We start from the raw sequence: 26,516 nt of genomic DNA, 5'->3' as shown, positions 1-26,516 counted from the left end.
CCTGCGCCGTTCTTCCTCAATTTCCCTGTTGATCGCGGTTTGGATAGCCCGGTTCAACCTGGCTACTTCGCGTTGTTTTTGTGTTAGTTCCTGACGGAGCTGCTTTTCCTGTTTACTCAGCCTGCTGAGCTGGACCGACTGGTTATTCTTTTCTTTTCCCAGAGTCTGCTTTTCGTTTTCTTCATCACTCAAAAGACCGCTCTTAGCCTTTTTATTGTGATCAAGTTCAACGATCTTTATTCCAAGCGCTTTCTGTGTTTGTTCGATGTACTGGGCCTGTTTCTGCCGGTAATCTCCAAATTGCTGAAGGTATTTCAGACGCTTATATGCCTGGTTAAAGTCTTTGGAAGCAAAAATGAACATCATCTTGCTATATGCACTTTGATTTCTGAATGCAAAGAGCACCATTGCTGCATACTCTTTCTTTAGCTTGCTAAGCTGGTTTTGGAGAGATCTGACGGTATTGGTATTTTCATAGATCTGGTTGTCCAGTAATCGTATTTCCGAGTTGATCGTTCTGATTTTTTCTTCTCTAAGCCTGATTTGGGCATTCAGCGCATTAATCTGCTTTAGAGACAGGCGTTTACTGCTCGCCACTTTGTTTTGAGAACGTCTTAACATTTCAATTTCCTGGGTTAACGCTTCTTTACGTCGTTTTAGCTCAGAACTGCTCTGGGCATAAACGCTTCCCGCGCAAATCAGAAATGTAAAACAGAGAAACACCCTTACCAAACTCATGGCCACAAACTTAGGGAAAAATATCCTGCTGATCAATTCGCTACCTCATATCTTTTAGGTACGCTAAATGGAAATTCAAGCGGTTCATTTGCGGTTACGGAGTTGTATTTCAGCTGTAACCGGACTGGTTTGTCCTGAGCCATTGATTTGATCTTTACTGTTGCCGGAATCTTCATGTTCGAAATGTTCTGAAAGTCGGAATATTCCGCCTGGACAGACTGGTTGCTGGTTTTATCTTTCAGTTTGTTGTCAATGAGCTTGTTTTCGATGTTGAAAGTCATGGAGTAGATTAGTCCGGAAGCGTCACCCTGAAGTTGCTTATTATCTGCTAATAAAGTGACTTCAGCATCAGGCGATACTGTGCCGGGAAGAGGATTGCCTATTAACAGGGACTGGAGGGCTGTAAAGTTAATTTGCCGGTTAGCGTAACGGTAAATATAGCTGAAGGGTTTTGCAAGGTATATTCCCTGGATCTTATTCAACACCTTAATGCTATCGGGAGTAATCATTGCCCGGGCTACCTCAATACCCGCTATAGCGGTCAGGGAGATCCAGATCACCTCGTCTTTTTTTACCCTGATATTCATATTTACATCGTTATTGTTGTTCCCTATGCTAAGTTCTGCTTTGGCTTTTGCTGAAAGGGTTTTAAAATCAAACTGGCCGGAACTTATATTTTTTATCAATGCGCCTGAAGCTGATGCGGCCTTTTCTGTTGTTGGTAGGGTGGTTACAGCAGGAGAGGCCTGCGCGGATTCCTTGCGGGCCTTACATCCTGTGATGACAATAATGCCTGCAATCAGGATGTTATTTATAATATTTTTTTTCATTGATCTTCTTCTCAAGTGTTTCTGATATTATTCCTTTATCTTTTGCCTTCTTCCACTGCTGGACGGCCTGGTCGGTTTCTCCAAGATAAAACAAAATATCTCCATAATGTTCGTACTGGACTGCGCTATTGCTGTTGTCTTTTATGGCTTTCTCTATCCATATACGGGCATCGGCATATTTTTTCTGCATAAACAGAACCCAGGCATATGTGTCTTTAAATGATGCATTACCTGGTTTCAGGTCATTTGCGCGTTGCGCCATCTCAGCTGCCTTTTCCAGGTTTACTTCTCTTAACGATAAGTAATATGCATAATTGTTGAGAGTATAAACATTATCAGGATTGAGTTCGAGAGATTTATTGAATGCGTCGTCAGATTCTTTGAATCTTTTCAAGCTGTTAAGGGAATTCCCAAGGCTCGAATAGATATCGGATTCGGGAATCCATTTTTTAGGATTGAGACTTAATGCGTTCTTTAAGTAGTTTACCGCTTTTTGGTGATCGTTCACCTGCGCGTATGCTGTAGCGGTAAAAAAATACAGGTCGGGCTCGTGGGGGAAGATGTTCAATGCAGTGTCCCCGTCCTGAATGGCTTCTTTAAAGTTATTCTGACTGATCTCAATTTGCAGGAGCTGGGCCCAGATTAGGTAAACTTTATTATTAAGAGAAAGAGCTTTTTTATAGGCTTGTTTGGCTTCTTCGAACTTTTTTCCCTGGAAAAGAATGTCTCCGTAAAGGGCATGAGCTTTTGGTTCACGGGAGTGCGCTTGTGTGGTGACATAAGCCAGCTCTGTGGTTCCGTTTAAGATGACCGGGTCCTTAAATTTACTAAAATAAGAAAGGATGATCTGAACCTTTATATCTATAGGAAAGCGGGGATCGCTGAATGCTTTTTTAGTTTCTTCAAATGCTTCTGCCCGTCTTCCTGCGGCCTGGTAGACGTCGGAAAGAAGAAGATGTATAAAGGAATTGTCGGCCTGCTTTTTCTGAGCTTTTTTTAATACATCGTGAGCCTTTTCAAACTGTCCCTGTTTTATATAAAGCTGGGCGAGGTTCAGGTAATTATCAATGTCCGGCGAGTCCTTTTTTATCAATTTCTCAAGCCTTTGTATTGCAATATGAGGCTCCTCCCGGCTCAAAGTGATTTTATTACGCGCTTCTTCCAGGTCTTCAGAAAGACCAAACCTGCTTTCTATCTCTTTGAAGACCTCTTCTGCTTCTTTATACTTATTAAGAAGGGAAAGTGCATTTGCTTTATCGAAATAATACCCCTCTTTATCCGGCTCCAGGCGGATAAGCTCGTTAAATACGGGGATCAGGTCTTCGAGCGAGTTGTTTTTTTTATAGATCTCTGACAGGAGAAGCCAGTACCATTTATTATCCGGATCCAGGGTTACTGCCCTTCTTGCATACTCCCCTGCATCGTCTTTGAGGTTCTGAGCAAGTGAGATGTTTCCCAGTTCGTAGAGGCTTGCGGAATTCTGGGGGTCCTTATCTATTATGCCCCGGAAAATAACTGCCGCCTGGTCAATATTTCCTGCTGTCTTTTCCTGCAGTGCTTTAAAGAAGCTGCGTTTAATCTCAATGCTGTCTAAAGGGGTCAAGGGCTTCCCTGTAACAATAATAATGTTGTTCTTTTCTTGTCCGCTCAATGATACAGAAGACAGCACCAAAAATAAAAGCAGCGTCTTTCTAATCATCATTATACGCCGGTATGTCCGTAGCCACCACTCCCTCTGGTGGTTTCTGTTAATTCCCCGGATAGTTCCCATCCAGCCTGCTCATACCTGGCAATGATCATTTGTGCAATGCGATCGCCGTTTTTAACGATAAATTCAGTATCAGACAGGTTGATCAGCAGGATCTTCACCTCTCCCCGGTAATCTGCGTCAATTGTGCCCGGAGAGTTTAATACGGTAATTCCATTCTTTAGTGCCAGGCCGCTTCTGGGGCGTATCTGGGCTTCGTAGCCATCCGGAAGTTCTATATATAAGCCTGTAGGAATCAGTACACGGTCCATCGGCCTGATCGTTATATCGCTCTCTAAAAACGCTCTCATATCCATGCCGGCAGAGTGAATTGTTTCGTAGGCGGGAAGCGGGTTGTTTGACTTGTTAATTACCTTTACGTTCATTACTTTTTCAATATAGCGGTTATTTCTTTTTTCTCGAAATACAAAGTGACAGATATAAATACAATGAGCAGTGCGTTGCCCGCAAATATATTCCTTTTGAAAACGCTGAACGACAGGTATACAGTTAGCGCAGATGCCAGAATATAAACCAGGTTCTTTTTGAGATTGTATGGGATGGGATAGTTCTTCTGTCCCCATAAATATGATAAAACCATCATGGAGGAATATGCAATAAGGGATACCCATGCCGCTGCCATATAGCTGTAGTGAGGAATCAGGATCACATTTAAAACAACTGTTATGATTGCTCCTGTAGCAGAAATATACAACCCATATCTGGTTTGATCAGAAAGTTTGTACCATATCGAGAGATTCATGTAAACTCCCAGGCTGACATATCCGAACAGGAGCAGCGGAACCACACCTAATCCCGACCAGTAGTCATCTGATATAAAATGTTTCAATATTTCAATGTTAGCTACCAGGCCTACGTAGATTACGGACATTATGATCACAAAATAGTTCATGATCTTTGCATAGGTATTTCCCGCATTGGCGTTCTTTGCATAGTTAAAGAAAAAGGGCTCGGCACCAAGGCGGAAGGCCTGAACAAACAGATTCAGGAAGATTGCAATTTTAGCACAGCCGGAATATATTCCCAGTTCGGAGCTGCTTATCGAAGGAGGAAGGAGCTTGCCAATCAGGATCTTATCGAGATTTTCGTTAATAATAAATGAAAAATTGGCAATCAGGACCGGCCAGCTATAAAGGAGCATTTCTTTTACCATTGCCGGATCAAACCGTGGCCGCAATTTTAAGATTTCAGGAGCGAGCATCAGAAGTGTTATGCAGCTCGCTATTACATTTGACAAGAAAACGTACCCAAGCCAACCCTGCCTGAACCATGTTTGAATCCAGTGGGAGCCGGGCAATTGATTCCGGACCAGGTAAGGAATGACGTATATAAATGCGAGATTAAGCCCTATAAATACAAGTATATTGGTAAGCTTGAGAATTCCGAACCGTCCGGGTCTTCCTTCAGCGCGTAGTTTCGCAAAAGGGATGACACACCAGGCGTCTGTAACGAGGATAATAAGAAAATACTTTACATATCGTTCATAATCCCCGGAAGACGTTGATTGGTCTACCCTGATCCATTGACTGATCTGCGGGATAAAGGGCACTGTGCAGGTGAGAAAGAGAACAGTGATCATAAAGATCACTCCGAAAGAATTATTAAATACTAAGTTTTTACTATCAGACCGTTTGTTTAAATACCTGAAAAACGTCGTTTCCATGCCAAATGCAAGAAGCGAATTGAGCATGGACGCCCAGGCAAACATAGTTCCGAATATTCCGTATATGTGAGTAGGGTATGCCCTGGTATAGATATAAGTAAGAAAGAAACTGAGTGTCCTGCCCGCTATGGTAGTGATTCCGTAAACGGCAGTTTGACCGGCAAATTTTTTAGCAGTTGACAAAATGAATAATGAGATTTTTAGGCTGAGTATCTATCCCAGCGGAGTCCTTTTTACCACTTCAAAATTACGATAGTTTTTTGGTTGCCCTTCAATAACGTCTATTTTTTCAACAACGGCTTTTTCGGGGCCCTCTTTGCACCATTCCAAAAAGCTATCCAGAGAGAAATCATCGCCTTCCGCTTCTATATAAACGGAACCGTCCTGTTGGTTAAGAATAAAACCTTTAACAGAAAGCTGATCAGCTACTGCTTTGGTAGCAGCTCTGAATGACACCCGTTGTACTTTTCCCCGTAGAGTTATATTTAAATGTTTCACGTCTGTAGCTATAAGTTGCAGAGCCACAAAAGTACATCATATATTTGGTTTTCAGCTACCAGCTTCTGCCTGCAATTGTGGTTTAAGCAAGCTTTTTTACTTGTGATTCCCGTGTAAGGGTCAGATTTTCCAAATTGGTGATCAGATTTATTCCGGGTTTCTTTCCTGGTTCGAGGCTTCCAAAATTGTTGTCAATTCCAAGGAAACGTGCGCCATTAATGGTGGCCCACCGGATTGTTTCTGTCAGTTTCAGAGAGGGAAATGATGAATGAATTGTTTTAAGTTCCGACAGGATGCAGAGGTTATCATTCGATGCCAGGCTGTCGGTACCCAGGGTGATGTTGAGGTCGTTGAACAGAAACATTTCTATTTTAGGAAGCCGGTTCTCTATATAGAGATTTGCATTAGGGCAAAAGCAAAAGCTAACATCCCTGTCTGATCGTCTTATAAAGTAGATATCTTTTGTGCTTGTATAGGTATTGTGAACAAGCTGTACTTTTTGTTTTTTAGGTAAGAGCGGGATAAAGCTCTGCACAGAGTTTCTGGCCTGGGCTTTAAAGAAATCAATATTGATATTCAAATCCCGGTAGAAATCAATGAATTGACCTGTTTTGTACCTGTAGAGTTTGTTTTCTTCTTCGCTCTCCTGGTTATGGATGGATAAGATGCTCCCCGTTTCCCAGCAGAACTTGCTCATGAAACGGAATAATTCCCTGGATACAGAATACGGTGCATGCGGTACAACCGAGGCTTTTAAAGGCTGGAAGGCTTCGAAAAGTTCCGTCCCGGCTCTGAATATGTCTTTAGCCCGGTCTGGTTCAAAGCCCATAAGCTCAATAAATGTATGGTAGTAGATAGAGCTGTTTTGTTTTGCCTGCTTTGAATCTATAGTGTTTGAGATATCTCCTACCGCTACGATTCCGTTGTTGTACATTAATTTGTCGGCTCTGTCGATAGCTGTGTCTATATCATTTTTAGAGATGGATCTTCTTGATCTTATAATTTGCTTAATAAACGGGATCAGGCCTGTTTGTTTTGGAATCAGTCCCTGAAAAGCCGACAATTCAAGGTGGCAGTGGCTGTTTACAAATCCAGGGACTATAATGCCCTGGAGTTTTTGCACATCTTTATCTGATATCTCCGGACTGTTGTTTTCATAAATACCCGAAATGACTCCTTCTTTAACAGCAATAGTTCCATTTTTTATGGGAAAATCAGTAACAGGCAGTATATAATCTGCAGAATAATAATGTGTCATATGTCAGATTGCCTTAACCCCATCATGCGGCACCCAAACCTAAAGTTTTTTTCTTTTTAAGCAAAACAATCATTTTATAAAATTGTTTCGATCAACTATACCTTTTGTTTTTGGAACGTTTACAGGGCCTTAAGAGCTGGTAACAAGCGTTCTCGCTCCTGAAATTTGACAATTTAAACAGGTGCCCTACGGACAGGGTTAATATAAAGTCGTATCTTTGCATTGTGAATCAGGTTGTTGAAAAAAAGGAGATCCGGAATATTTCTGTTGAAGAGTTAAAGAAAATTTTGCTGGCTGAAGGGGAACCCGCTTTTAGGGCAAAGCAGATTTCAGAATGGTTGTGGATGAAGTCTGCAAGAACTTTTGACGAGATGAGTAATTTATCAAAAGGGCTCCGTGAGAAATTAAAAGAAAGATTCACTATTAATGCTGTCAGCATTCATCAATCCCAGTACAGTTCTGATAAAACGATAAAAAATACATTCAGGCTTGCTGACGGAAATATTATCGAAGGTGTGTTAATTCCAGCCCCGGACAGAATGACGGCCTGTGTCAGTTCACAGGTGGGTTGCAGCCTCACTTGTAAATTCTGTGCGACCGGTTATATGGAAAGGAAGCGCAATTTAGAGCCGGGAGAAATATATGATCAGGTTGTACTGATAGACCGTCAATCACGCGAAAACTATGGAATGCCGCTTTCTAATATAGTATACATGGGAATGGGCGAGCCTTTGCTGAATTATGCGAATGTGTTAAAGTCGATCGAATACATCACTTCTGAAGGGGGATTGAATATGGCAGCGAAGAGAATTACTGTGTCGACTGCCGGCATTGCGAAAATGATCCGTAAGTTGGGCGATGATAAAGTAAAATTCAATCTTGCCTTATCTTTACATGCTGCTAATGATCTGAAAAGAAATGAGATAATGCCGATAAATGAGCAAAACTCATTGAAGGCTCTTGCGGAAGCTTTAAAGTATTATTTCATCAAAACGAGGAACCCTGTTACTTATGAATATATCATTTTCGATGATTTCAATGACGGGATCCAGGATGCTATGGAGCTGGCAAAATTCTGCAAGCATCTTCCCTGCAAGGTCAATATTATTGAATATAATCCGATTTCATTTGCATCTTTTCAGAATGCAGAAGAGGATAAAACGGAAGCATTCGCTGCATATCTGCGTAAACAGGGAATAATAACTAATGTCAGGCGCAGCAGGGGGAAGGATATAGATGCAGCTTGCGGTCAGCTTGCGATTAAAGAAAAAGATTGATTGCGATGCCTCCTTTCCTAAACTATATTTCTGATTTTTTCTCTTTGTTTTTCCCTGAAGTATGCGGCTGCTGCGGGGGAAAGCTCATAAGAGGCGAAAAGATCATATGCACTACCTGCAGATTCGATCTGCCTTATACCAATTTTCATCGTGATAAGGATAATGCTTTAGCCAGGCAATTTCAGGGACATTTTAATTTAGGTTTTGCTATTGCATGTTTTTACTTCAGGCAGGATTCAAAGGTGCAATCCCTGATTCATCAGTTAAAATACCGTGACAGGCCAGAAACAGGCCTATGGCTGGGAAGACACTACGGAAACCGGATCAAAGAATATATAAGAATGGATTTGCCTGAATTAATTATTCCGGTGCCGTTGCATAAAAAGCGTCAGAAACAAAGGGGATATAATCAGAGTGAATGTATTGCACAGGGGCTGTCTGAGATTACCGGTATTCCGGTAGATATTACAGTTCTCCAGCGTTCTTCATATACTGATACTCAGACGAGGAAATCCCGCTTTCAGCGATTTGAGAATATGAAAGATGTTTTCTCTGTTCACGAAGCAGGTAAAGTGGCGGAGAAACATGTTCTGATAGTGGATGACGTGATTACGACCGGAGCTACTATAGAGGCTTGTGCATTAAAGTTGTTCGAATCGGGCGCGGCAAAAGTTAGCATTTCATCTGTTGCATTTGCTGTTTGATAAAATAATTTACTTGTTTTTCAGGTAGTTATGTTTTTTTTAAGTTTTTTATTAAAATAAAGTAACTTTTTCTGAGTTTAGGAGTATAAGCAATTGAGAGCGTTAATTTAGATAGAAAGAGCCGGATAGCCCCCACGGTAACCGGCTTTTTCTTTTTTACTTATTTCTGCATGAAAGTGGCGAGTTTCCTGTAAAGATCGTCCGGAGAAAAAGGTTTTGCGATGTAATCGTTCATTCCCGACTTCTTTATTTCTTCAAGCTCCTGATCGAGGATAGTAGCTGTTAATGCTATAATAGGAAGCTGCCTGTGTTCTTGCTTTTCCATATTTCTTATAGCGATAGTTGCTTCAAGTCCGCTCATTACAGGCATTTGGATGTCCATTAACACAACATCGTATGCATGATGCCTGATCTTGTCGAGTGCTTCTTTTCCGTTTTCTGCGAAATCTCCTGATGCTCCCCACTTTTTCAAGAACTTTTTTATCAGAAAACGATTGATCTCGTTATCCTCTACTACGAGTACATTTCCGGAAAGCTGTTTATCGGCGTTGGCCAGGGACGGATCCATAATAGAAATAGGACGTTAAAAATTATTCAGGATCCCGGATGGTGCCGGGATCCTGAATCTGACTACCTGTATAATGGATAGTTTTGCATCATATCTTCTACCTCTTTTCTGACAAGAGTTAATGATGACTCATTTTCCGCATCTTTTATTACGGAATCAATAAGATCAACGATCTTCTCCATCTGCTCTTCCTGTAGTCCTCTTGTGGTGATAGCTGCAGTTCCTACCCTGATGCCGGAAGTGATAAAAGGAGACTTATCATCGAAAGGTACCATATTTTTATTGACCGTAATATGGGCTTTTTGAAGTGCTGCTTCCGCAACTTTTCCTGTAATATTCTTATTCCTGAGATCAATCAGCATCAGGTGATTATCAGTACCGCCTGAAATGATCTGGTAATCCCGGTCAATAAAAGCTTTTGCCATGGCAGCAGCATTTTTCTTAACCTGCGTGGCATATTCAAGATATTCGTCGCTGAGTGCTTCTCCGAAAGCAATGGCCTTTGCAGCTATAATATGTTCAAGCGGGCCACCCTGGCTTCCCGGAAATACTGCCATATCGAGCAATGAGGACATCATCCTGGTTTCGCCTTTCGGTGTTTTGAGCCCGAAAGGATTTTCGAAGTCTTTGCCGAGCATAATCATGCCGCCTCTGGGGCCGCGTAATGTCTTATGGGTGGTAGTAGTGACCACATGACAGTACGGAAGGGGATTGTCAAGAAGCCCCTTTGCAATGAGTCCGGCAGGATGTGAAATGTCTGCCAGTACAAGTGCTCCAACCTTGTCTGCAACTTCTCTTATAAACTTATAATCCCACTCTCTCGAATAGGCAGATGCTCCGCATATGATCAGTTTCGGTTTTTCGGTTAAAGCAACTTCTTCCAGTTTCTTGTAATCTATGCGGCCGGTTTCCTTCTCCACCCCATAGAAAAAAGGCTGATATAGCTTGCCTGAGGAATTTACTGAAGAGCCATGGGTTAAATGACCTCCGTGGGACAGGTCGAATCCGAGGATTTTATCTCCCGGCTTCAGTAAAGCCAGAAATACCGCCGAGTTAGCCTGGGCGCCGGCATGGGGCTGTACATTTGCCCATTCGGCACCAAATAATTCCTTTGCGCGTTGTATAGCGATCGTTTCAACTTCATCTACAATTTCGCATCCGCCATAATAGCGTTTACCGGGAAGGCCTTCCGCATATTTATTGGTCAGAACAGATCCGGCCGCTTCCATTACCTGTTTGCTAACAAAGTTTTCTGAAGCAATCAGTTCAATGCCACTTTCCTGGCGTTCCTGCTCCTGTTCGATGAGTTTAAAAACAACGTTGTCTCTGTTCATTAGTAATTATTATTAATCAATTATTCAAAAGCTTCTACCTGTTTTTCTGCCACCCAAAAGTTATTGTAGCCCAAACCTGTTTGTATGGATATCAATTGCTGCTGAAGCATCTCAAGGACGGCAAGGAAGTTATAGACAAAATGGACTCTGTTTTCAGAGTTTCTGACAATTTCCGAGAAGTCGAGCTTCTTATTAATCTGCAGCATATCTGAAATGATCCTTTTTTGCTGCTCTATCGTGTAAGGGTATTGCACTACTGTATGAGTAACCTCTACACTCCTTTGTTTGTATCTGGATAGTGCCCTTTCGTAAACGAGCATTAGCCGGTATAATCCAAGGGTTGAAAGCTCTTCTCCGGGTTCCGAGCTTTCGGCGATATATTCCAGGTCTGCTGCAATATTGCCGCGTTTTTCTCTCATGAAGCGCTGATCTTCCAGGTTGCGTAACCCGGCAGATACCTCCTTGAATTTTTTATATTCAATCAGCTTCTGTACCAGATCCCTTTTTAGATCCACTTCATTTCCATTCTCATCCTGCTCGGGGCGGGGAAGCAGCATCTTTGCCTTGATCCGCATGAGTGTTGCAGCCACAAAGATGAACTCGCTCGCCAATTCAATATTCAAAGCATTCATCTGCTGAATGTAGGCCAGAAAGTCGTCAGTAATTCTTGCAATAGGAATTTGGTGGATATCAAGCTCGTCGCGCTCAATGAAGAACAGCAGAAGGTCAAACGGACCTTCAAATTGTGGTAATCTAATGTCAAAAGAATCCTGTTGTCTCACAAGTGGTTCAAAAATAAAGATTTAATTTCATCTAAAAAAACCGATCGGGGATTCTGCTTTCAGGAATTCATATAAACTTTTCTTTAACAACATTGTAGTTCTCCCGGGTGCAGGGACTTTTTTCATTTTCTAAATAATATTAACTTACTTTGTGCTTTTAAAAATTTACGCTGTTACAGTATGGAAGTAAAGGCGGGAGACCTATTAGAGAGTATTAACTATCCCTCTGATCTAAAGAAACTTAGTGAGGTTGAACTCGAAAGGGTTTGCAAAGAGTTGCGTCAGTATATTATTGACGTTGTTTCTGTTAATGGAGGTCATTTCGGTGCCAGTCTCGGAGTTGTCGAGCTCTCTGTGGCTTTACATTATGTGCTCAATACCCCTTACGACCAACTGGTGTGGGATGTAGGCCATCAGGCTTACGGCCATAAAATATTAACAGGACGCCGTACTGTATTTCACACGAACCGTATATATAAAGGTATTAGTGGCTTTCCTAAACGCGCGGAGAGCGAATATGATACATTTGGTGTGGGGCATTCGTCTACTTCTATTTCTGCTGCACTTGGTATGGCTGTTGCCTCTCATTTTAAAGGTGAAAAGGACCGCCAGCATGTTGCCGTGATTGGTGATGGGGCAATGACTGCGGGTATGGCTTTTGAGGCATTGAACCACGGTGGCATAGAGAATTCCAACTTACTGGTAATTCTAAATGATAATTGCATGTCCATCGATCCTAATGTGGGAGCGCTGAAGGAATATCTTACTGCAATTACTACTTCCAGGCAATATAACCGCTTTCGTGATGATATTGGTCATGTTCTCAGTAAGTTGTCAGAACTTGGACCGAACGCGCTTCAAATTGTCAAGAAGATTGAGAAAAGTATAAAAGGTACTCTGCTAAAGGAAAGCAATCTTTTTGAATCACTTAATTTCAGATATTTCGGCCCTATTGACGGGCACGACGTGAAGCAACTGGTGAAGGTTTTACGGGATCTCCGCAATATTCCCGGCCCTAAACTGCTTCATTGTGTGACAGTGAAGGGCAAAGGTTTTGCTCTTGCAGAAAAGGATCAGACCAAGTGGCATGCGCCAGGTCTTTTTGATAAGATCACCGGCGAAATAAAGAAGGCAGTAAACGATAAACCGCAACCACCGAAATACCAGGATGTATTTGGTCATTCTCTTCTGGAGCTCGCAGAATCAAATCCGGATATCATGGGTGTTACCCCGGCGATGCCCAGCGGGAGTTCTATGAATATTATGATGAAAGCAATGCCTGACCGTGCTTTCGATGTAGGTATTGCCGAACAGCATGCCGTTACATTCTCTGCTGGCCTGGCTACAAGAGGGATGCTTCCCTTCTGTAATATATATTCAAGTTTTATGCAGCGGGCATACGACCAGGTTATTCACGATGTAGCAATACAAAACCTTAATGTGGTGTTTTGCCTGGACAGGGCGGGTATCGCGGGAGCAGATGGGGCTACTCATCATGGCGCCTATGACCTGGCTTATATGAGATGTATTCCTAATATGGTGGTGTCAGCGCCCATGAATGAAGAAGAGCTTCGCAACCTGATGTATACAGCCCAGCAGAAAGATATGGGGCCTTTTACTATACGGTATCCGAGAGGCACAGGGGTTATGCCCGACTGGAAAAGACCTTTTAAAGCGATACCTGTAGGGAAAGGACGAAAGATTTGTGACGGAGAAGACGTTGCAATCCTGACCATCGGGCATATAGGGAACGAAGCTGTTAAGGCCTGTCTTGAATTAAGCTCTGAAGGAATTCATCCCGCGCATTATGACCTTCGCTTTGTGAAGCCACTGGATCAGGACCTCCTTCATGAGGTGTTTAGTACATTTGGAAAGATAGTTACGGTGGAGGACGGATGCATCCAGGGTGGTGTGGGCAGTGCAGTGCTTGAATTCATGGCTGATAATGGCTATACAGCCAAGGTGATCCGTTTAGGTATTCCAGATAAAATTGTAGAACACGGTGATCAACATGAGCTTTGGTCGGAATGCGGGTATGATGCTCATGCTATAGTGGAATCTGTCAGGAAAATTGCCGTCAGTCGTACAACCAGGAGTATGGCTTCATAATTCCAGGGAAAAAGGATAAGCTAATAACTTTTTAGTTCCCGTTTTGTTTATATAGAGTAACCAGGGAAGAAAAATTTGCTTTTTTGACAGGGTAAATTTATCTTCGTAGCAATAAGGACAAGACTATATCGCGTATGCAGATGTAGTCTTGTTTGTTTTTTATACACTTCCATTAAAAGATTAAAATATGGCAGAGATAGTATATTATACAAAAGAAGGATTAGAAAAATTAAAAGAAGAGCTTCATTTTTTGAAGACTGAGGGACGTTCTCAGATTGCAAAAGCAATTGCGGAAGCCCGTGATAAAGGTGATCTTTCGGAAAATGCTGAGTATGACGCTGCAAAAGAGGCACAAGGCCTTCATGAAGCTAAGATAGCCAAGTTGGAGAACACTCTTGCCCATGCCCGGTTGATCGATGAATCGAAGCTGGACAGCTCCAAAGTACTGGCCTTATCTATCGTAAAGATCCGGAATACGAACAATGGTGCTACCATGACCTATCAGTTAGTGTCGGAATCTGAGGCTGATCTGAAATCAGGAAAGATCTCTGTAAAATCCCCTATTGCTAAAGGACTTCTCGGAAAATCAGTGGGAGATAAAGCTGAAATACAGGTCCCCGCAGGAAAAATGGAATTTGAAGTACTTGAAATATCCAGATAAAATTTAATAGTATGGCTTCTCTTTTTTCCAAAATTGCAGCCGGTGAAATTCCAGCTCATAAAGTTGCTGAAGATGAAAGCTATCTTGCTTTCCTTGACATCAATCCTCTTGCCGAAGGACATGTTTTGGTGATTCCAAAGAAAGAAGTTGATTATATCTTTGACCTCGATGATGAAACTTATGCAGGACTTCATGCATTTGCTAAAAAAGTAGCGATTGCACTCCGCCAGGCTGTTCCCTGCGTTAGAATCGGGGTGGCAGTAATCGGACTTGAAATACCTCATGTGCATATCCATCTCGTACCTATGAACAATATGGATGATATTAATTTTTCGCGTCCAAAGCTAAAACCTTCCCCGGAAGAGTTAAAAGCTACCGCTGAAAAGATCAGTGCTATGATATAAAACAAAAAGAGGAAGCCAGCTTCCTCTTTTTGTTTTATATCATAGCTGAAGTGCCTGTCCCTCTTCAGATTTTCCCATCTTTCCCATCAACCGGAGATTATAAAACGTGCATTGCAGTCATTTTAACTTTCCGGGGTTGTCTTTCACAAAAGCTGCCCAGCCGGTATATGTCTTCTTAGTTCCTCCTGTGCTGCCGGTTCGTTGAAAAGAATGGCAAACCGCGACGGCAAGCCCGTCGGTTGCATCTAAAAACTCAGGAGTTTCTTTAAATCCAAGTAGAATCTGAAGCATAGCAGCTACCTGTTCTTTAGCCGCGTTACCATTACCTGTGATAGACTGTTTTATTTTTCTTGGAGAGTACTCGGTAACTGGTAAATCTCTTGATAGAGCGGCTGCAATGGCAACGCCCTGCGCCCGCCCTAATTTAAGCATCACCTGGATGTTCTTGCCATAGAAAGGGGCTTCAATAGCAAGACAGTCGGGGTGATATTCATCTATTAATGCTATGGTTTTCTCAAAGATCCGCTTAAGCTTCAGTGCATGATCGTCCAAATGCTCCATCCTGACCACACCCAGGCTGATCAGTGTCGTTTTACTCCGCTGCTCTTTTATCAGTCCATATCCCATCACCGCTGTTCCAGGATCAATCCCGAGAATAATCCGCTCCTTCTGCTTTTCGCTTTGCATCCGGCAATAATACAAAAAAAGCGATCAGCTATGAAAGGTGGCCTCTTGCCAGGGATTATACGAATATTAAAATCATCATCTGTGCCATTAATATTCTAAGTATCATGGTAAGAGGATAAACTGTTGCATATGTTATTGCCGGAGCATCTGAACCTGCCGAAAAGGTGGCAAAGGCTAAAGCAGGCGGATCTGTAGAGGCACCTGAAAGTAAACCGCAGATCTCAAAATAGCTGCATTTAAATATCAGCTTTGCCAGGAATCCTATGACAAGCAAGGGGGCGAGGGTGATGATCACACCCAGAGCCATCCAATACAGTCCATCTCCTTTTACAAGAATTTCGACAAAATGCTCGCCGCTTGAAAGGCCGACACTTGCCAGAAACAGGACGATACCGATCTCTCTTAACATCAGGTTGGCTCCCTGAGTGACATAGGGAGTGAGATATAACTTCGGACCAAAACGGCTCATCAGAATAGCAACAATAAGGGGCCCGCCTGCCAGGCCTATCTTTACGGGGGCAGGAATTCCGGGGACAGCAAAAGGAATACTTCCGAAAAGAACCCCAATTACTATCCCAAAAAATATCGGGGCAAGGTTAGGATGGTCAAGTCTTTTCAGGGAGTTACCCAGTACCTTGGCAAACAGGTTAACCACATCTTCCCTGCCTACTACTGTAACGATATCACCAATCTGAAACACTGTATCGGTGGTGGCAACAAATTCAATCCCAGCCCGGCTTACTCTTGTAATTGTAAATTCCTGGCTATTCAGAAAACGTTGCTCCCCGATCGTTTTATATGTTACCTCATCTTTGGTCACCACTATACGACGTGAAATGATATTGCTTTTCATCTGTATGAGGTCGAGCTCACTTTGTTTTCCTACCAGTATCTTGAGTTTTTCAAAGTCCTCCTTTGGTGCTACTACCAGGATGATATCATCTTTGTGAAGAATGGTCCCGGCATCAGGGGTACGTATCTCTCCGTCGTGATAGATACGGGAAATGACGAGTTTTGTATTAATAATTGACTTTATAATCCTCAAAGGCTGGTTAAATAACTGTGGGTTTTCGACCTCCAGATTGATAGTGGAAGGAGCGGGTATGCCTTTCAGTAAGCGCTCTTTATGAATGGCTTTTTCTTTAGCCAGGTCAACCTTGAAAATATATCTGAAAAAGATAAGCACGAGGATAATCCCAATGACTCCGAAAGGATACGCAACGGCATATCCCAGACCGAGATTTGGGATGTCAACAACGCCCCCTGAGGCTTTGATGTCTGCAAGTGCCTGTTGGGCGGCCCCCAGGCCTGGCGTGTTTGTTACCGCCCCCGACATAATACCAGCCATTACAGCGATCGGAGTATTGGTAATCAAGTGAATAATTACGGTTACAAGAGCTCCTGTCAGAACTAAGGCTCCCGCGAGCAGGTTGAGTGTCAAGCCCTGTTTCTTTAGCGAAGAGATGAAGCCAGGGCCAACCTGCAGCCCTATGCTGTAGACAAATAATATTAACCCAAACTCCCTTGCGAAATGTTCTACCTCTTTGTTTATCAAAAGGTGGAAATGAGATGCAAGGATCCCCACAAATAAAACCCAGGTAATTCCAAGTGAAATATTAAAGATTTTAACTTTGCCGAGCGTTACACCTATGGCTATAACAAGCCCATAGATAAGGACAGAATGTGCTACGGAGTCTTTTGTAAATAATTCTAAAAGCCAATCCATTTCTTTGATCTGATTTTGTGAAACCTTTATGGTTATAAAGCTATGCTTTAATGAAGTGAAGGGCCCGGTCCCTGCAGGGATGCCTTATGTGAGCAATTGGCCAAACATTGGTTATTAGTTTTGAAATGAATAATCAGTTAATTGTTCTTAAAGCCGTTTTCCTCATCTTTTAGCAACAGCTTTGGTCAGCAAAGCTTAAAAATGCAAATGGAGTTGCAAATGATACTTATCACTTATTAATATGATAGAGTGCATGTAAAGTGATGAGGGGAAGGGAGTCTTCCATTAAAGCATCTAAAGCGGGAGCTTTTCACAGGTTTTATGTAACATTGCAAAAACAAAACGGGATTGAATCTTAAGAGTAAGAAAGTCATTAGTATTCTTGTCAAGGCGGCTGTATTAATACTGGCGACTGTGTTTATCGTTTATAAGCTAAGCCATAATCAAAACCTGCATAATTTTAATGTTTTAATCAGAAATCTTTCTGCGGGACGAGTTTCGTCTGTTCTTTCGCTGATTTTCATGCTGATGTTACTTAACTGGTTCCTGGAGTCGCTTAAGTGGCGATATCTCGTAAGAAAGATAGAATATATAAGCGTTTGGAAGTCTGTAGAGTCAGTGTTTTGTGGGCTAACGTGGGCTGTTTTTACTCCTAACCGGATCGGGGAGTATGGAGGGAGGGTCTTTTTCCTGGCTCCCAGAAAACGGGTCCTTGGAGTGATAGCAATGGGTGTAGGGGCCGTTGGGCAGATGGTCATCACCAATGTTCTCGGTGCGGTTGCCATTGTATGGTTTGTTATTAATTTTGTCCCGGCAGAAAGGTGGATGCTTTGTCTGCTGCTGCTCCTGGCTCTGGGATTTTGTCTCTTCTTCGTCCTGTTCTATTTTAATATAAAGATACTTGCAGGCCTGCTTGGCAAAATTAGTTTTTTAAAAAGGTTCAACCGGTTTTTCATGATCCTTGCGGCATACAAAAAGAAAGACTTATTAATCGTGTTTAATTATTGTATCGCACGCTTTATTGTTTTTACTTCGCAATATTATTTAATTATTAATATGCTGATTCCGGGGCTTCCGGGGTTCTCAATGATCATGATGATCTTTATTTTATTTTTTATACAGTCAGCACTTCCTTCCCTCGACCTGCTTGATGTTGGGGTCAGAACAATGACTGCAACGTACTTTTTCAGTTTTATTACTCACCAGGAGGTGGCTGTCATGGCCTCTACCGCGTACATCTGGTTTGTCAACCTGATTGTTCCGGCTATACTTGGTTCTGTTTTTGTTTTTAAACTCAATTTCTTTGGCACTGCTCGTAATTAACTTTCTGACAGGTTTTCTAACCTTTGTATATTTTATGGTCGTTCTGTTTTTCAGAAGGGGCTGGCTTCGTATAAAATTATATCATCCGACCGTAAAAGCACCTCAAACAAGAGTTAGCATCCTGATTGCAGCCAGAAACGAAGAAAATAATATTTCACATACCATACAGGATATTCTTGAACAATCCTATCCGGCAGAACTGATGGAACTTATTATTGTAGATGACCATTCTGCCGACCGGACTTCAGATGTCGTGCTGTCTTTTTCAGATCCAAGAGTGAAGCTGATCAGACTGGACGAAAAGGGGAAATTGAATTCGTATAAGAAAAAGGCTATTACGGAGGCGATAAAGCTCTCCGGGGGAGAGCTAATCATCACCACAGATGCCGATTGCCGGATGAAAGAAGAATGGCTCGGTACGATCGTTAGTTTCTATGAGAAAAATGATAGTAAGCTCATCTCTTCACCGGTAATTTATCACCAGGAAAAGAGTTTCTTCGAACGGCTCCAGACGCTTGAATTCCTGTATTTAATAGGGCTCGGGGCTTCGTCCATTGGAAATAGAACTCCATCCACCTGTAATGGTGCAAATCTCGCTTACAGGAGAGATGTTTTTTTTGAACTTGATGGATTTAAAGGTATTGATGATCTTGCATCAGGGGATGATGAACTCTTTCTCCATAAGGTGGCCGAACGTTATCCGGATGGCATAGGTTTCTGCAAGTCTCTTTCGGCAGTGGTCTATACTCAGGCGAAAGAGAACCTGAAAGAATTCATCAGGCAAAGAAAAAGATGGGCATCTAAAAGCACCCGGTATAAAAATAAAAGCATCGTCACTCTGGGTGTTTTGATATGGCTGTTTAACTTAATGTTGCTGGTTACAGCTGCTGCTGGTTTTGCTGACCCTGTTTTCTGGCGTACCTGTTTGTGGGCCTTATTGTTTAAATTCTTTTGTGAGGCCGCTTTCCTGCTCCCTTTGACACAGTTTGCCAGGCGCCGTGAATTAATATATTATCTTCCATTGCTTACCATAGTGCATGTTGTGTATATGATCTTCATTGGAATTGCCGGTAATTCTGGTAAATATGTATGGAAAGGAAGGGTGGTGAGATAAAATATTTCTTCTGATCGGGATTAAAAATACTTGTAGTGATGTTTATTATTAATAATAGGATTTTTTACTTTATTTTTATACCCGGGAAACACTACTTTTTTGAAACACGAGAGAGATACAACCAAGGAGGAACCTTCAGAAAATGATTTAATACGACTGCTGCTTAAAAGACAGGCAGAGTTGAATGCATTGCTTGAAGTTACGCTGGCCATTAATAAAAATAGTGCGCCAACCGTTCTTTTTGAAATGCTCGAGGTTATACTCCGTGTTAATTTGAATGTCGGCAAAATGAGCCTTCTTGTAAAAGAAGGCAGTGACTACAATTGCGTGACTTCTTATGGTATATCCGGGGATGTCCAGGTAAATTTTGATAAGGTTTACGAAATTCTCACTCCTCTTAAAACCATAGCTTCCCTTCGGGGGCACGAAGATGATTACCTCAGGCAGTATGATTTCTTTGTGCCTGTAAGGCATAAGAACAGCACTCTTGCATTTGTGCTGATAGGCGATTTTAACACAACTCCCGAACTCCTCAGTCACGAACTGAACTATATTCAAACCCTGATCAATATTATTGTTGTTGCGTTAGAAAATAAAAAGCTTTTCCGGGAGAGAGTACAGCGTGAACGTTTTCAGAGAGATATAGAACTGGCTGGTGAAGTGCAAAATATGCTTGTACCCACGCGCTTTCCCAAAAGTGACCGGTTTGAAATTGCTGCCACCTATCTGCCGCATCAGAATATTGGAGGTGACTACTTTGATTTTATCAGGCTGAATGATAAAGAATTTTTGTGGTGTATTGCGGATGTATCGGGAAAGGGAATTTCAGCGGCTCTCCTGATGGCTAATCTCCAGGCAAGTCTGCGTGCCTGGACCTCAGTAGAGAGTAATCTGGACCGGCTTGTTACAAAATTGAATGAGGCGGTTACCAAGACGACAAAGGGAGAACGTTTTATCACTCTTTTTCTTGGAAAATATAACGAAGAGACCCGTGAGATGGAGTATATCAATGCCGGACATAACGCTCCTATCATGATCGCCGATTCCCAGGCTACCTTTCTAAAGCAAGGTACTACTCTTTTAGGTATTTTTGATGAACTGCCTTTTGTGCAGCCTGGCAAACTGGTGCTGCCGGATAATGCTCTGATCTTTAATTATACCGATGGGTTGATTGAAAGCGCTGATGAAGACGTTTTCGTTTCGGAAGAAGAGCTTGTGGAGTATCTTTCACAGCATTGTGATCTGCGTTCTCAGCAGATAAACAAGGGGATCCTGTCAGAAATACAGGTAAGCAGAAATGCAAAGATGCATTCCGATGATATCACCCTGTTTACATTGAAGATATATTAGCCCCGGTTATAGTTTAAGCCGGGTCACTGAGGTGACCTGATCCGGCTTCCTGACAGCGTAGTGGGCAGCATACTGTGCTATCGTTGCTTTCTCCTTGTCAATTGTCTGAGGGTAATAGCTGTTCCCCAATACACTTTTCCCGGTAAGTATTTCAAACCAGGTACAAGCGGCTGTATATCTTCCATAGGTAAGTTCGAGATGATAGCCATCTCTGTTGAAATAGTCTCCTATTACACTTGTTCTGGCATTTTGAATGGCGGTACCGGCAGGAACCAGATATTTAAATTGTTTTACATCTTTGAACACTCTTCTGGTGGCGTCAACAATTGCTTTATACATCTCATCCTGGTTTTTGTGGTAATTGGCAAATCCGCCATGTGCAGACGTTTTAGCATATGCCCAGGTACGGTGAAGAATGAATTTTACTTTTGGATTCGTGACCTTTCCTTTGACATAACCGAGCAGATCAGTCAGATAGGGGAAATAGGTATTATATATGCCCGAGTTTTGACTTACCTGCTGAAAACTGATATAGTCCCAGGGTTCATCCTGTATGGCGGAAGCCAAAGTTTGTTTTTCAGTTACCACTTTTCTTCCTCCCACAATTTTACGGTAAGAATATGCCGGTGCATCGTTCGTTGCATTTTTCCAGTGTGTTTCCAGCGAACATCCTCCTATATAGAGGTTCCCGATCACAAGACTGTCTCCCGAAGCTTCAGCAAGTTCATATAAATAGTTTTCAATCGCATCTTCGGAAAAGCTATTGCCGATAGCGAGTACTTTTATGACGTTTTTTGCATCGGTTCCCAGAGAGCAGAGGCAAAAAATGAACAGGAAGATAAAGTATTTACCAGTATTTTTTTTCATTATTCGATATCCAGGTTAATAAAATAAATAATAGCCGGATACGGGGTATCCGCACTGTCAGGGTCAAATATACCGTAACAAATCTTAAACGCAAATCTTTGCTGTGTGTTGTTCCTTCTTACCTGCTAAGGTACCGGTTCGTTAAGTATTGGCCTGCTCTTCTTCAAAATGTTGCATCTGAGCGCAAATTCAGTTAAGTTTGGACTGTAGACAGATAAGTGATGCTTTTATCGTATTACCAGGATCAATTTATTGAAGCAGGCTGTGACGAGGCCGGAAGGGGATGCCTGGCAGGCCCTGTATTTGCTGCCGCTGTTATATTGCCCCGCGATTTTAAACATGAAAAACTTACGGATTCTAAGCAGCTCTCTGAAGCGGACAGGTATAGTCTTCGTGAAATGATTGAAAAGAAAGCCATTGCATATGCCGTCGCATCTGTGGATCATGAAGAAATTGATCATATAAATATCCTCAATGCGTCTTTTTTAGCAATGCACCGGGCTCTTGATATGTTGGGAACGAAACCTGGTTATTTGCTAATAGATGGAAACCGCTTTAAAAAATACCAGGAAGTACCTCACGCTTGTATTGTGAAGGGTGACGGGAAATATTACTCTATTGCTGCTGCTTCTATTCTTGCCAAAACATACAGGGACGACTTTATGAAGAACCTTGCTTTGCTTCATCCTGAATATGATTGGTGCAGTAACAAGGGTTATCCGACAGTTAAACACCGGAATGCCGTTTTGCATTATGGGATGTCCCCGTATCACCGCCGGTCTTTCCGCATAACCGATCCCCAGTTGGAGTTGTTTACTGAAGAGTTCTCTGAAGGGAAGGTTGTTTAAACATCAGGACTTAAGGCCGAATAGAACGGGCGGCGTGAATAACAAATGCCATTTTGACTCATGTTAAGACTATGTTAAGCATTTTGCATATAAATGCAATTTGTCTAAGTTTGCCACTCAGTATATAAGAAATAATGAAGAATACCGCGTTAACTGATATCCATATTTCCCTTGGTGCTAAGATGGTGCCGTTTGCAGGATTCAATATGCCTGTTCAATATGAAGGCATCAACATAGAGCATCTCACAGTAAGATCTTCTGTTGGTGTATTTGACGTAAGCCATATGGGAGAATTTATTCTGAAAGGTGATCATGCTCTCGATCTTATTCAAAAGGTAACAACAAACGATGCATCGAAATTAGTGGATGGTAAAGTTCAGTATTCCTGTCTGCCAAACGGAGCCGGAGGAATCGTAGACGATCTGCTGGTGTACCGGATCGACGAAAAAACGTATATGCTGGTGGTGAATGCTTCTAATATAGAAAAGGACTGGAATTGGATCTCTGAACATAATACTTATGGAGTTGAGATGAAAGATATTTCAGATCGTACTTCATTGCTGGCGGTACAAGGCCCTAAGGCGGTAACTGTTCTTCAAAAACTCACCGGAACGGATCTTTCCTCGATGGAATATTATTCGTTTAAAAAAGGAATACTTGCAGGAATAGACAATGTGGTAATCTCTGCAACGGGTTATACCGGTGCCGGTGGTTTTGAAATCTATTTTGACAATGAACATGCAGAGCATATCTGGAATGCTATTTTCAAAGCAGGAGAGTCGGAAGGCATTAAACCAATAGGTCTTGGTGCCCGGGATACCCTGAGGCTTGAAATGGGTTTTTGCCTGTATGGAAATGATATAGATGACTCAACCTCTCCTATTGAGGCAGGCCTTGGCTGGATCACAAAGTTTACAAAAGATTTTGTGGATAGTGTAAAGCTGTCTGAACAAAAGAAATCGGGAATAGAGCGAAAGCTCGTAGCATTCGAAATGATTGAGCGTGGTATTCCAAGACATGACTACGAAATAGCAGATGCAGATGGAAATGTTATCGGAAAGGTTACATCGGGCACGCAGTCTCCTTCTCTGCAAAAGGCAATCGGACTTGGCTATGTCAAAACTCCCTTCTCTGCACCTGGAACAGAAGTGTTTATTAAAATCAGAAATACTGCTGTAAAAGCGAATATTGTAAAACTACCTTTCTTTAAAGCATAGCATTGAAAGTAGTACAGTTATCAGCTTCAGAAAAATTAAAGGCAGAAGTTTGTTTTACTCCTGCCTTATTGCCATTGTATGATATCGGAAACAGCATAGTTGTCGTTATTGATATTTTCAGGGCAACTTCATCTATTTGTTATGGAATAGAAAACGGTGCTGCTGCTATTATTCCCGTTTCCAAAGTCGAGGAATGTGCTGCTTATCATGGTACAGATTGTTTATTGGCAGCGGAACGGGATGGAGAAGTTGTAGCCGGGTTTGATTTTGGTAATTCTCCATTTGCTTATACTCCGGAGAAGGTGGCGGGCAGGACAGTGGTGCTGACCACCACAAACGGGACTCATGCTATTCAGCTATCCAGAGGAGCAAAAAGGATCGTAATTGGATCTTTTTTCAACTTAACGGCCTTGTCCGACTGGCTTATCAAAGAACAGGAGAATATCCTGCTGGTTTGTGCCGGCTGGAAGAATAAGTTTAATCTGGAAGATTCTGTATTTGCAGGTGCTGTTGTTGCCCGCTTAAAGGATGCAGGCTATAGCCTGGATGATTCTTCAATTGCTGCGCTGGACCTTTACGGCCTCGCCAGTGATGATCTTCGGAAATACCTTAAGAAAACATCCCACAGTGAGAGATTAAAGAAACTGGGTATTGAAAAAGATATAGACTTTTGCCTGAATGTCGATATCACCAGAGCTATTCCTGTTTTAGAAGATGAGAAATTGATAAAGCTGGAACCATAGCATCGGTTGAATATTTATCAGGGATGTTCTATTCTTTATTCTTTGTATCTATTATAATGGTCACAGGCCCGTCATTGATAAGTGATATTTTCATGTCGGCGCCAAAGATGCCAGCCTCTGTCTTTTTTCCTGTCAGGGATTCAAGCTCTGCGAGCATGGACTCGTAAAGGGGAATTGCCTTATCAGCTTTAGCTGCTCTTATAAAACCGGGCCGGTTTCCTTTTTTAGTTTGAGCAAACAGGGTAAATTGTGAGATCAGAAGCACAGATCCATCTACATCTTTTAGTGACCTGTTCATAAGCCCGTTTTCATCACCGAATATCCTCATATTGGCAATTTTTTGTGCAAGCCATTTCATTTCTTCCAGGTTATCGCAATCTTCGATTCCTAAAAGAATAACTAATCCTAAATCTATCTGTCCGGTTATCTTCTTTTCTACTCTGCAGGAAGCCTGAGTGACTCTTTGTATGACTGCTCTCATTTTTTAGCAATATAAGAATTTGATTTTAAACGTATTATAAGAGTATGGTTTTGTGGTTAAGGATGGTAAAGATGTATATAGTATGGGATAAAAAAATATTTGATCTTAATAAGGGTAATTTGTTTGCTTTTAAGCAGATAATTACCCTTTTAAGAGATTCATCAGATAAATTTACACTATCAAAGGATAATAAAATATTACTGGCTGATAATAGTTAAGATTACTTTTGAATGTAACTGATTATAAGTTGACTATGCCAGGACTAATATGATATTACTAAGTATGCGGAAATATTCAATCGCTTTTCTTTTGTCTTGCTGCTGTTTTTTTCTTCAGGCTCAGCCGCCATTCGTTAAGATCAAAAATCACCAGTTTAGCCTGAACAACCGGCCGTATTATTACATGGGTACCAATTATTGGTATGGTGGTCTGCTTGCCTTGAATAAAGATCCGGGACGTGGAAAGGAACGATTACGAAAGGAACTGGACTTCCTTAAAGATAATGGGGTTAGTAATCTGCGTGTGCTTGTTGGGGCTGAAGGAAAAGGATTGGTGAATGGAGTAGAGAGGTTAACTCCGGCATTTCAAACTGAACAGGGAAAATTCAACACAGAGATCCTGGACGGGCTTGACTATTTGCTTTATGAAATGAGTAAGCGCCGGATGTATGCCGTTCTGTTCCTGAGTAATAACTGGGAATGGAGCGGGGGATTTCTTCAGTATTTAAGCTGGAACAAAGTCATTACCGACTCGGTAATGAAGAGCAAACTGAACTGGGACGACCTCAGGGATAACACCAGTAAATTTTACAGCTGCAAACCTTGCCATGAAGACTATGAAAAGCAGCTCCGCTTGGTTTTAAATCATGTTAATAAGTACACCAAAAGGAAGTATACTGATGAGCCGGCTATCATGGCATGGGAAATTGCGAATGAACCCAGACCCATGCGGGCTTCTGCCGTAGATGCTTATAAAAAATGGACTTCATCTGTTGCTAAGCTGATCAAGTCCATCGACAAAAATCATCTGGTAACCCTGGGAACAGAAGGGATCATGGGCACAGAGGAGTCGCCTGAACTTTTTAAAGAAGTTCATTCTCCCGGGGAGGTTGATTATTTAACCCTGCACATCTGGCCGAAGAACTGGGGCTGGTTCAGGGATACAAGTATCGTGAGCGGTCTGCCTGATGTAATTTCCAGAACCCGTGAATACATCAGAAAACATGAAGAAACAGCGCTTGAACTGAATAAGCCTTTAGTAGTTGAGGAGTTTGGTTTGCCTCGTGATCATCACTCTTTTGATCCGGCATCCTCCACTCTTTCAAGAGATAAAATGTATGACACTATATTCGATGAGTGGTCACGGAGCCGGGAAAAAGGAGGTGCTATCGCCGGATGCAATTTCTGGGCATTTGGCGGAAGTGCCCGGCCGGTGCCAAAACAGGAATTCTGGAAAGAGGGAGATGATTTTATGGGGGATCCTCCTCAGGAGGAACAGGGACTCAATACTGTTTTTGACTCCGATCAGTCCACATGGAAGCTTATCCGTTCATACGCTCTAAGGGAT

The 26,516-nt window shown here is 42.1% G+C and carries 26 protein-coding genes; 12 read left to right on the top strand and 14 right to left on the bottom strand.

The genetic code is table 11. The annotated features are described in order from the left end of the window. The 7 genes from DDR33_RS26630 to DDR33_RS08670 form a co-directional block, all read right to left on the bottom strand. Positions 1–738: murein hydrolase activator EnvC family protein (locus DDR33_RS26630; protein ID WP_394341106.1), on the bottom strand; the 738-nt coding region annotated here is incomplete at its 3' end. A gap of 32 nt (positions 739–770) precedes the next feature. Continuing rightward, positions 771–1,568 (bottom strand): DUF4292 domain-containing protein, encoded by a 798-nt coding sequence (locus DDR33_RS08695; protein ID WP_109415385.1) that lies wholly within the window; start codon positions 1,566–1,568, stop codon positions 771–773. Next, a complete protein-coding gene (locus tag DDR33_RS08690; protein WP_158280685.1) occupies positions 1,546–3,270 on the bottom strand; it encodes a tetratricopeptide repeat protein in 1,725 nt (574 codons plus the stop codon). The genes DDR33_RS08695 and DDR33_RS08690 overlap by 23 nt, the downstream gene beginning before the upstream one ends. Next, on the bottom strand, positions 3,270–3,701 hold the full coding sequence (gene dut / locus DDR33_RS08685) for a dUTP diphosphatase (protein WP_109415383.1): 432 nt from the start codon (positions 3,699–3,701) through the stop codon (positions 3,270–3,272). The genes DDR33_RS08690 and dut overlap by 1 nt, the downstream gene beginning before the upstream one ends. Next, entirely contained in the window at positions 3,701–5,182 is a 1,482-nt protein-coding gene (locus DDR33_RS08680) for an oligosaccharide flippase family protein (protein ID WP_202913693.1), read from the bottom strand. Before DDR33_RS08680 ends, dut begins: the two co-directional genes overlap by 1 nt. A 30-nt stretch (positions 5,183–5,212) precedes the next feature. Then, entirely contained in the window at positions 5,213–5,497 is a 285-nt protein-coding gene (locus DDR33_RS08675; RefSeq protein ID WP_109415382.1) for an acylphosphatase, read from the bottom strand. Between the two features lie 82 nt (positions 5,498–5,579). Continuing rightward, positions 5,580–6,755, bottom strand: a complete 1,176-nt coding sequence (locus DDR33_RS08670) for an amidohydrolase family protein (protein WP_109415381.1) — start codon at positions 6,753–6,755, stop codon at positions 5,580–5,582. A 251-nt stretch (positions 6,756–7,006) separates the two neighbouring features. Here DDR33_RS08670 and rlmN point away from each other — a divergent pair, with 251 nt between their 5' ends. Together rlmN and DDR33_RS08660 are read left to right on the top strand one after the other, a co-directional pair. Continuing rightward, on the top strand, positions 7,007–8,032 hold the full coding sequence (rlmN, locus tag DDR33_RS08665; protein ID WP_394341107.1) for a 23S rRNA (adenine(2503)-C(2))-methyltransferase RlmN: 1,026 nt from the start codon (positions 7,007–7,009) through the stop codon (positions 8,030–8,032). Positions 8,033–8,037: 5 nt separating this feature from the next. Further along, positions 8,038–8,736: a ComF family protein gene (locus tag DDR33_RS08660; RefSeq protein WP_109415379.1), complete on the top strand. Its 699-nt coding sequence runs from the start codon at positions 8,038–8,040 to the stop codon at positions 8,734–8,736. A gap of 160 nt (positions 8,737–8,896) precedes the next feature. Here DDR33_RS08660 and DDR33_RS08655 read toward each other — a convergent pair whose 3' ends face one another. The 3 genes from DDR33_RS08655 to DDR33_RS08645 all read right to left on the bottom strand — a co-directional run bounded on the left by DDR33_RS08655 (position 8,897) and on the right by DDR33_RS08645 (position 11,420). After that, a complete protein-coding gene (locus tag DDR33_RS08655; RefSeq protein ID WP_109415378.1) occupies positions 8,897–9,304 on the bottom strand; it encodes a response regulator in 408 nt (135 codons plus the stop codon). Between the two features lie 62 nt (positions 9,305–9,366). Further along, positions 9,367–10,638 (bottom strand): serine hydroxymethyltransferase, encoded by a 1,272-nt coding sequence (gene glyA, locus DDR33_RS08650; protein WP_109415377.1) that lies wholly within the window; start codon positions 10,636–10,638, stop codon positions 9,367–9,369. Positions 10,639–10,658: 20 nt separating this feature from the next. Beyond that, a complete protein-coding gene (locus tag DDR33_RS08645; RefSeq protein ID WP_109415376.1) occupies positions 10,659–11,420 on the bottom strand; it encodes a segregation and condensation protein A in 762 nt (253 codons plus the stop codon). Between the two features lie 180 nt (positions 11,421–11,600). Between DDR33_RS08645 and dxs the strand changes: the two genes are divergently transcribed. From dxs to DDR33_RS08630, 3 genes are all read left to right on the top strand, one after another. After that, entirely contained in the window at positions 11,601–13,529 is a 1,929-nt protein-coding gene (gene dxs, locus DDR33_RS08640) for a 1-deoxy-D-xylulose-5-phosphate synthase (RefSeq protein WP_109415375.1), read from the top strand. A gap of 187 nt (positions 13,530–13,716) precedes the next feature. Beyond that, a complete protein-coding gene (gene greA, locus DDR33_RS08635) occupies positions 13,717–14,190 on the top strand; it encodes a transcription elongation factor GreA (RefSeq protein WP_109415374.1) in 474 nt (157 codons plus the stop codon). Positions 14,191–14,201: 11 nt separating this feature from the next. Continuing rightward, entirely contained in the window at positions 14,202–14,594 is a 393-nt protein-coding gene (locus DDR33_RS08630; RefSeq protein ID WP_109415373.1) for an HIT family protein, read from the top strand. Positions 14,595–14,711: 117 nt separating this feature from the next. Here the strand turns inward: DDR33_RS08630 and ruvC are convergent, their stop codons facing one another. Both ruvC and DDR33_RS08620 read right to left on the bottom strand, forming a co-directional pair. After that, positions 14,712–15,281 (bottom strand): crossover junction endodeoxyribonuclease RuvC, encoded by a 570-nt coding sequence (ruvC, locus tag DDR33_RS08625; RefSeq protein WP_109415372.1) that lies wholly within the window; start codon positions 15,279–15,281, stop codon positions 14,712–14,714. Between the two features lie 55 nt (positions 15,282–15,336). Continuing rightward, complete coding sequence (locus DDR33_RS08620) at positions 15,337–17,007, bottom strand: putative transporter (RefSeq protein WP_109415371.1); 1,671 nt, start codon at positions 17,005–17,007, stop codon at positions 15,337–15,339. A 348-nt stretch (positions 17,008–17,355) separates the two neighbouring features. Here DDR33_RS08620 and DDR33_RS08615 point away from each other — a divergent pair, with 348 nt between their 5' ends. The 3 genes from DDR33_RS08615 (at position 17,356) to DDR33_RS08605 (ending at position 20,794) form a co-directional block, all read left to right on the top strand. After that, on the top strand, positions 17,356–18,330 hold the full coding sequence (locus DDR33_RS08615) for a lysylphosphatidylglycerol synthase domain-containing protein (RefSeq protein ID WP_109415370.1): 975 nt from the start codon (positions 17,356–17,358) through the stop codon (positions 18,328–18,330). After that, the gene (locus DDR33_RS08610; protein WP_238387724.1) at positions 18,311–19,444 is read left to right on the top strand and encodes a glycosyltransferase family 2 protein; all 1,134 of its coding nucleotides are present in this window, start codon (positions 18,311–18,313) and stop codon (positions 19,442–19,444) included. The genes DDR33_RS08615 and DDR33_RS08610 overlap by 20 nt, the downstream gene beginning before the upstream one ends. A 99-nt stretch (positions 19,445–19,543) precedes the next feature. Beyond that, positions 19,544–20,794: a PP2C family protein-serine/threonine phosphatase gene (locus DDR33_RS08605; RefSeq protein WP_238387723.1), complete on the top strand. Its 1,251-nt coding sequence runs from the start codon at positions 19,544–19,546 to the stop codon at positions 20,792–20,794. A gap of 6 nt (positions 20,795–20,800) precedes the next feature. On the opposite strand, the gene DDR33_RS08600 is transcribed toward DDR33_RS08605, so the two are convergent. After that, positions 20,801–21,661, bottom strand: a complete 861-nt coding sequence (locus DDR33_RS08600; protein WP_109415368.1) for a DUF4886 domain-containing protein — start codon at positions 21,659–21,661, stop codon at positions 20,801–20,803. Positions 21,662–21,882: 221 nt separating this feature from the next. Between DDR33_RS08600 and DDR33_RS08595 the strand changes: the two genes are divergently transcribed. The 3 genes from DDR33_RS08595 to DDR33_RS08585 all read left to right on the top strand — a co-directional run bounded on the left by DDR33_RS08595 (position 21,883) and on the right by DDR33_RS08585 (position 24,469). Continuing rightward, positions 21,883–22,509 (top strand): ribonuclease HII, encoded by a 627-nt coding sequence (locus DDR33_RS08595; protein ID WP_109415367.1) that lies wholly within the window; start codon positions 21,883–21,885, stop codon positions 22,507–22,509. A 134-nt stretch (positions 22,510–22,643) separates the two neighbouring features. After that, positions 22,644–23,726 carry a glycine cleavage system aminomethyltransferase GcvT gene (gene gcvT, locus DDR33_RS08590; protein ID WP_109415366.1) on the top strand — a complete coding sequence of 361 codons (1,083 nt, stop codon included), beginning with the start codon at positions 22,644–22,646 and terminating at the stop codon, positions 23,724–23,726. Between the two features lie 2 nt (positions 23,727–23,728). Then, the gene (locus tag DDR33_RS08585; protein WP_109415365.1) at positions 23,729–24,469 is read left to right on the top strand and encodes a 2-phosphosulfolactate phosphatase; all 741 of its coding nucleotides are present in this window, start codon (positions 23,729–23,731) and stop codon (positions 24,467–24,469) included. A gap of 28 nt (positions 24,470–24,497) precedes the next feature. Here DDR33_RS08585 and dtd read toward each other — a convergent pair whose 3' ends face one another. Beyond that, positions 24,498–24,950 carry a D-aminoacyl-tRNA deacylase gene (gene dtd, locus DDR33_RS08580; protein ID WP_109415364.1) on the bottom strand — a complete coding sequence of 151 codons (453 nt, stop codon included), beginning with the start codon at positions 24,948–24,950 and terminating at the stop codon, positions 24,498–24,500. A gap of 282 nt (positions 24,951–25,232) precedes the next feature. Here dtd and DDR33_RS08575 point away from each other — a divergent pair. Further along, positions 25,233–26,516 (top strand): glycoside hydrolase 5 family protein (locus DDR33_RS08575; RefSeq protein ID WP_109415538.1); only part of this gene is annotated, 1,284 nt, incomplete at its 3' end.

Origin of the sequence: Pararcticibacter amylolyticus (assembly GCF_003130405.1) — a bacterium.
GTDB classification, from domain to species: Bacteria; Bacteroidota; Bacteroidia; order Sphingobacteriales; family Sphingobacteriaceae; genus Arcticibacter; species Arcticibacter amylolyticus.
The sequence above is the reverse complement of the archived record's forward strand: the minus strand, read 5'-3'. Positions and strand labels throughout refer to the sequence as shown.

Excerpts from the sequence above, each read along its gene's own strand:
- DDR33_RS08620 (WP_109415371.1), bottom strand. The coding sequence starts at position 17,007 with ATGGATTGGCTTTTAGAATTATTTACAAAAGACTCCGTAGCACATTCT.
- DDR33_RS08595 (WP_109415367.1), top strand. The coding sequence starts at position 21,883 with ATGCTTTTATCGTATTACCAGGATCAATTTATTGAAGCAGGCTGTGAC.
- glyA (WP_109415377.1), bottom strand. The coding sequence starts at position 10,638 with ATGAACAGAGACAACGTTGTTTTTAAACTCATCGAACAGGAGCAGGAA.
- DDR33_RS08600 (WP_109415368.1), bottom strand. The coding sequence starts at position 21,661 with ATGAAAAAAAATACTGGTAAATACTTTATCTTCCTGTTCATTTTTTGC.
- DDR33_RS08660 (WP_109415379.1), top strand. The coding sequence starts at position 8,038 with ATGCCTCCTTTCCTAAACTATATTTCTGATTTTTTCTCTTTGTTTTTC.
- DDR33_RS08690 (WP_158280685.1), bottom strand. The coding sequence starts at position 3,270 with ATGATGATTAGAAAGACGCTGCTTTTATTTTTGGTGCTGTCTTCTGTA.
- dtd (WP_109415364.1), bottom strand. The coding sequence starts at position 24,950 with ATGAGAGCAGTCATACAAAGAGTCACTCAGGCTTCCTGCAGAGTAGAA.
- dut (WP_109415383.1), bottom strand. The coding sequence starts at position 3,701 with ATGAACGTAAAGGTAATTAACAAGTCAAACAACCCGCTTCCCGCCTAC.
- DDR33_RS08655 (WP_109415378.1), bottom strand. The coding sequence starts at position 9,304 with ATGGATCCGTCCCTGGCCAACGCCGATAAACAGCTTTCCGGAAATGTA.
- DDR33_RS08670 (WP_109415381.1), bottom strand. The coding sequence starts at position 6,755 with ATGACACATTATTATTCTGCAGATTATATACTGCCTGTTACTGATTTT.
- greA (WP_109415374.1), top strand. The coding sequence starts at position 13,717 with ATGGCAGAGATAGTATATTATACAAAAGAAGGATTAGAAAAATTAAAA.
- dxs (WP_109415375.1), top strand. The coding sequence starts at position 11,601 with ATGGAAGTAAAGGCGGGAGACCTATTAGAGAGTATTAACTATCCCTCT.
- ruvC (WP_109415372.1), bottom strand. The coding sequence starts at position 15,281 with ATGCAAAGCGAAAAGCAGAAGGAGCGGATTATTCTCGGGATTGATCCT.
- gcvT (WP_109415366.1), top strand. The coding sequence starts at position 22,644 with ATGAAGAATACCGCGTTAACTGATATCCATATTTCCCTTGGTGCTAAG.
- DDR33_RS08630 (WP_109415373.1), top strand. The coding sequence starts at position 14,202 with ATGGCTTCTCTTTTTTCCAAAATTGCAGCCGGTGAAATTCCAGCTCAT.
- DDR33_RS08695 (WP_109415385.1), bottom strand. The coding sequence starts at position 1,568 with ATGAAAAAAAATATTATAAATAACATCCTGATTGCAGGCATTATTGTC.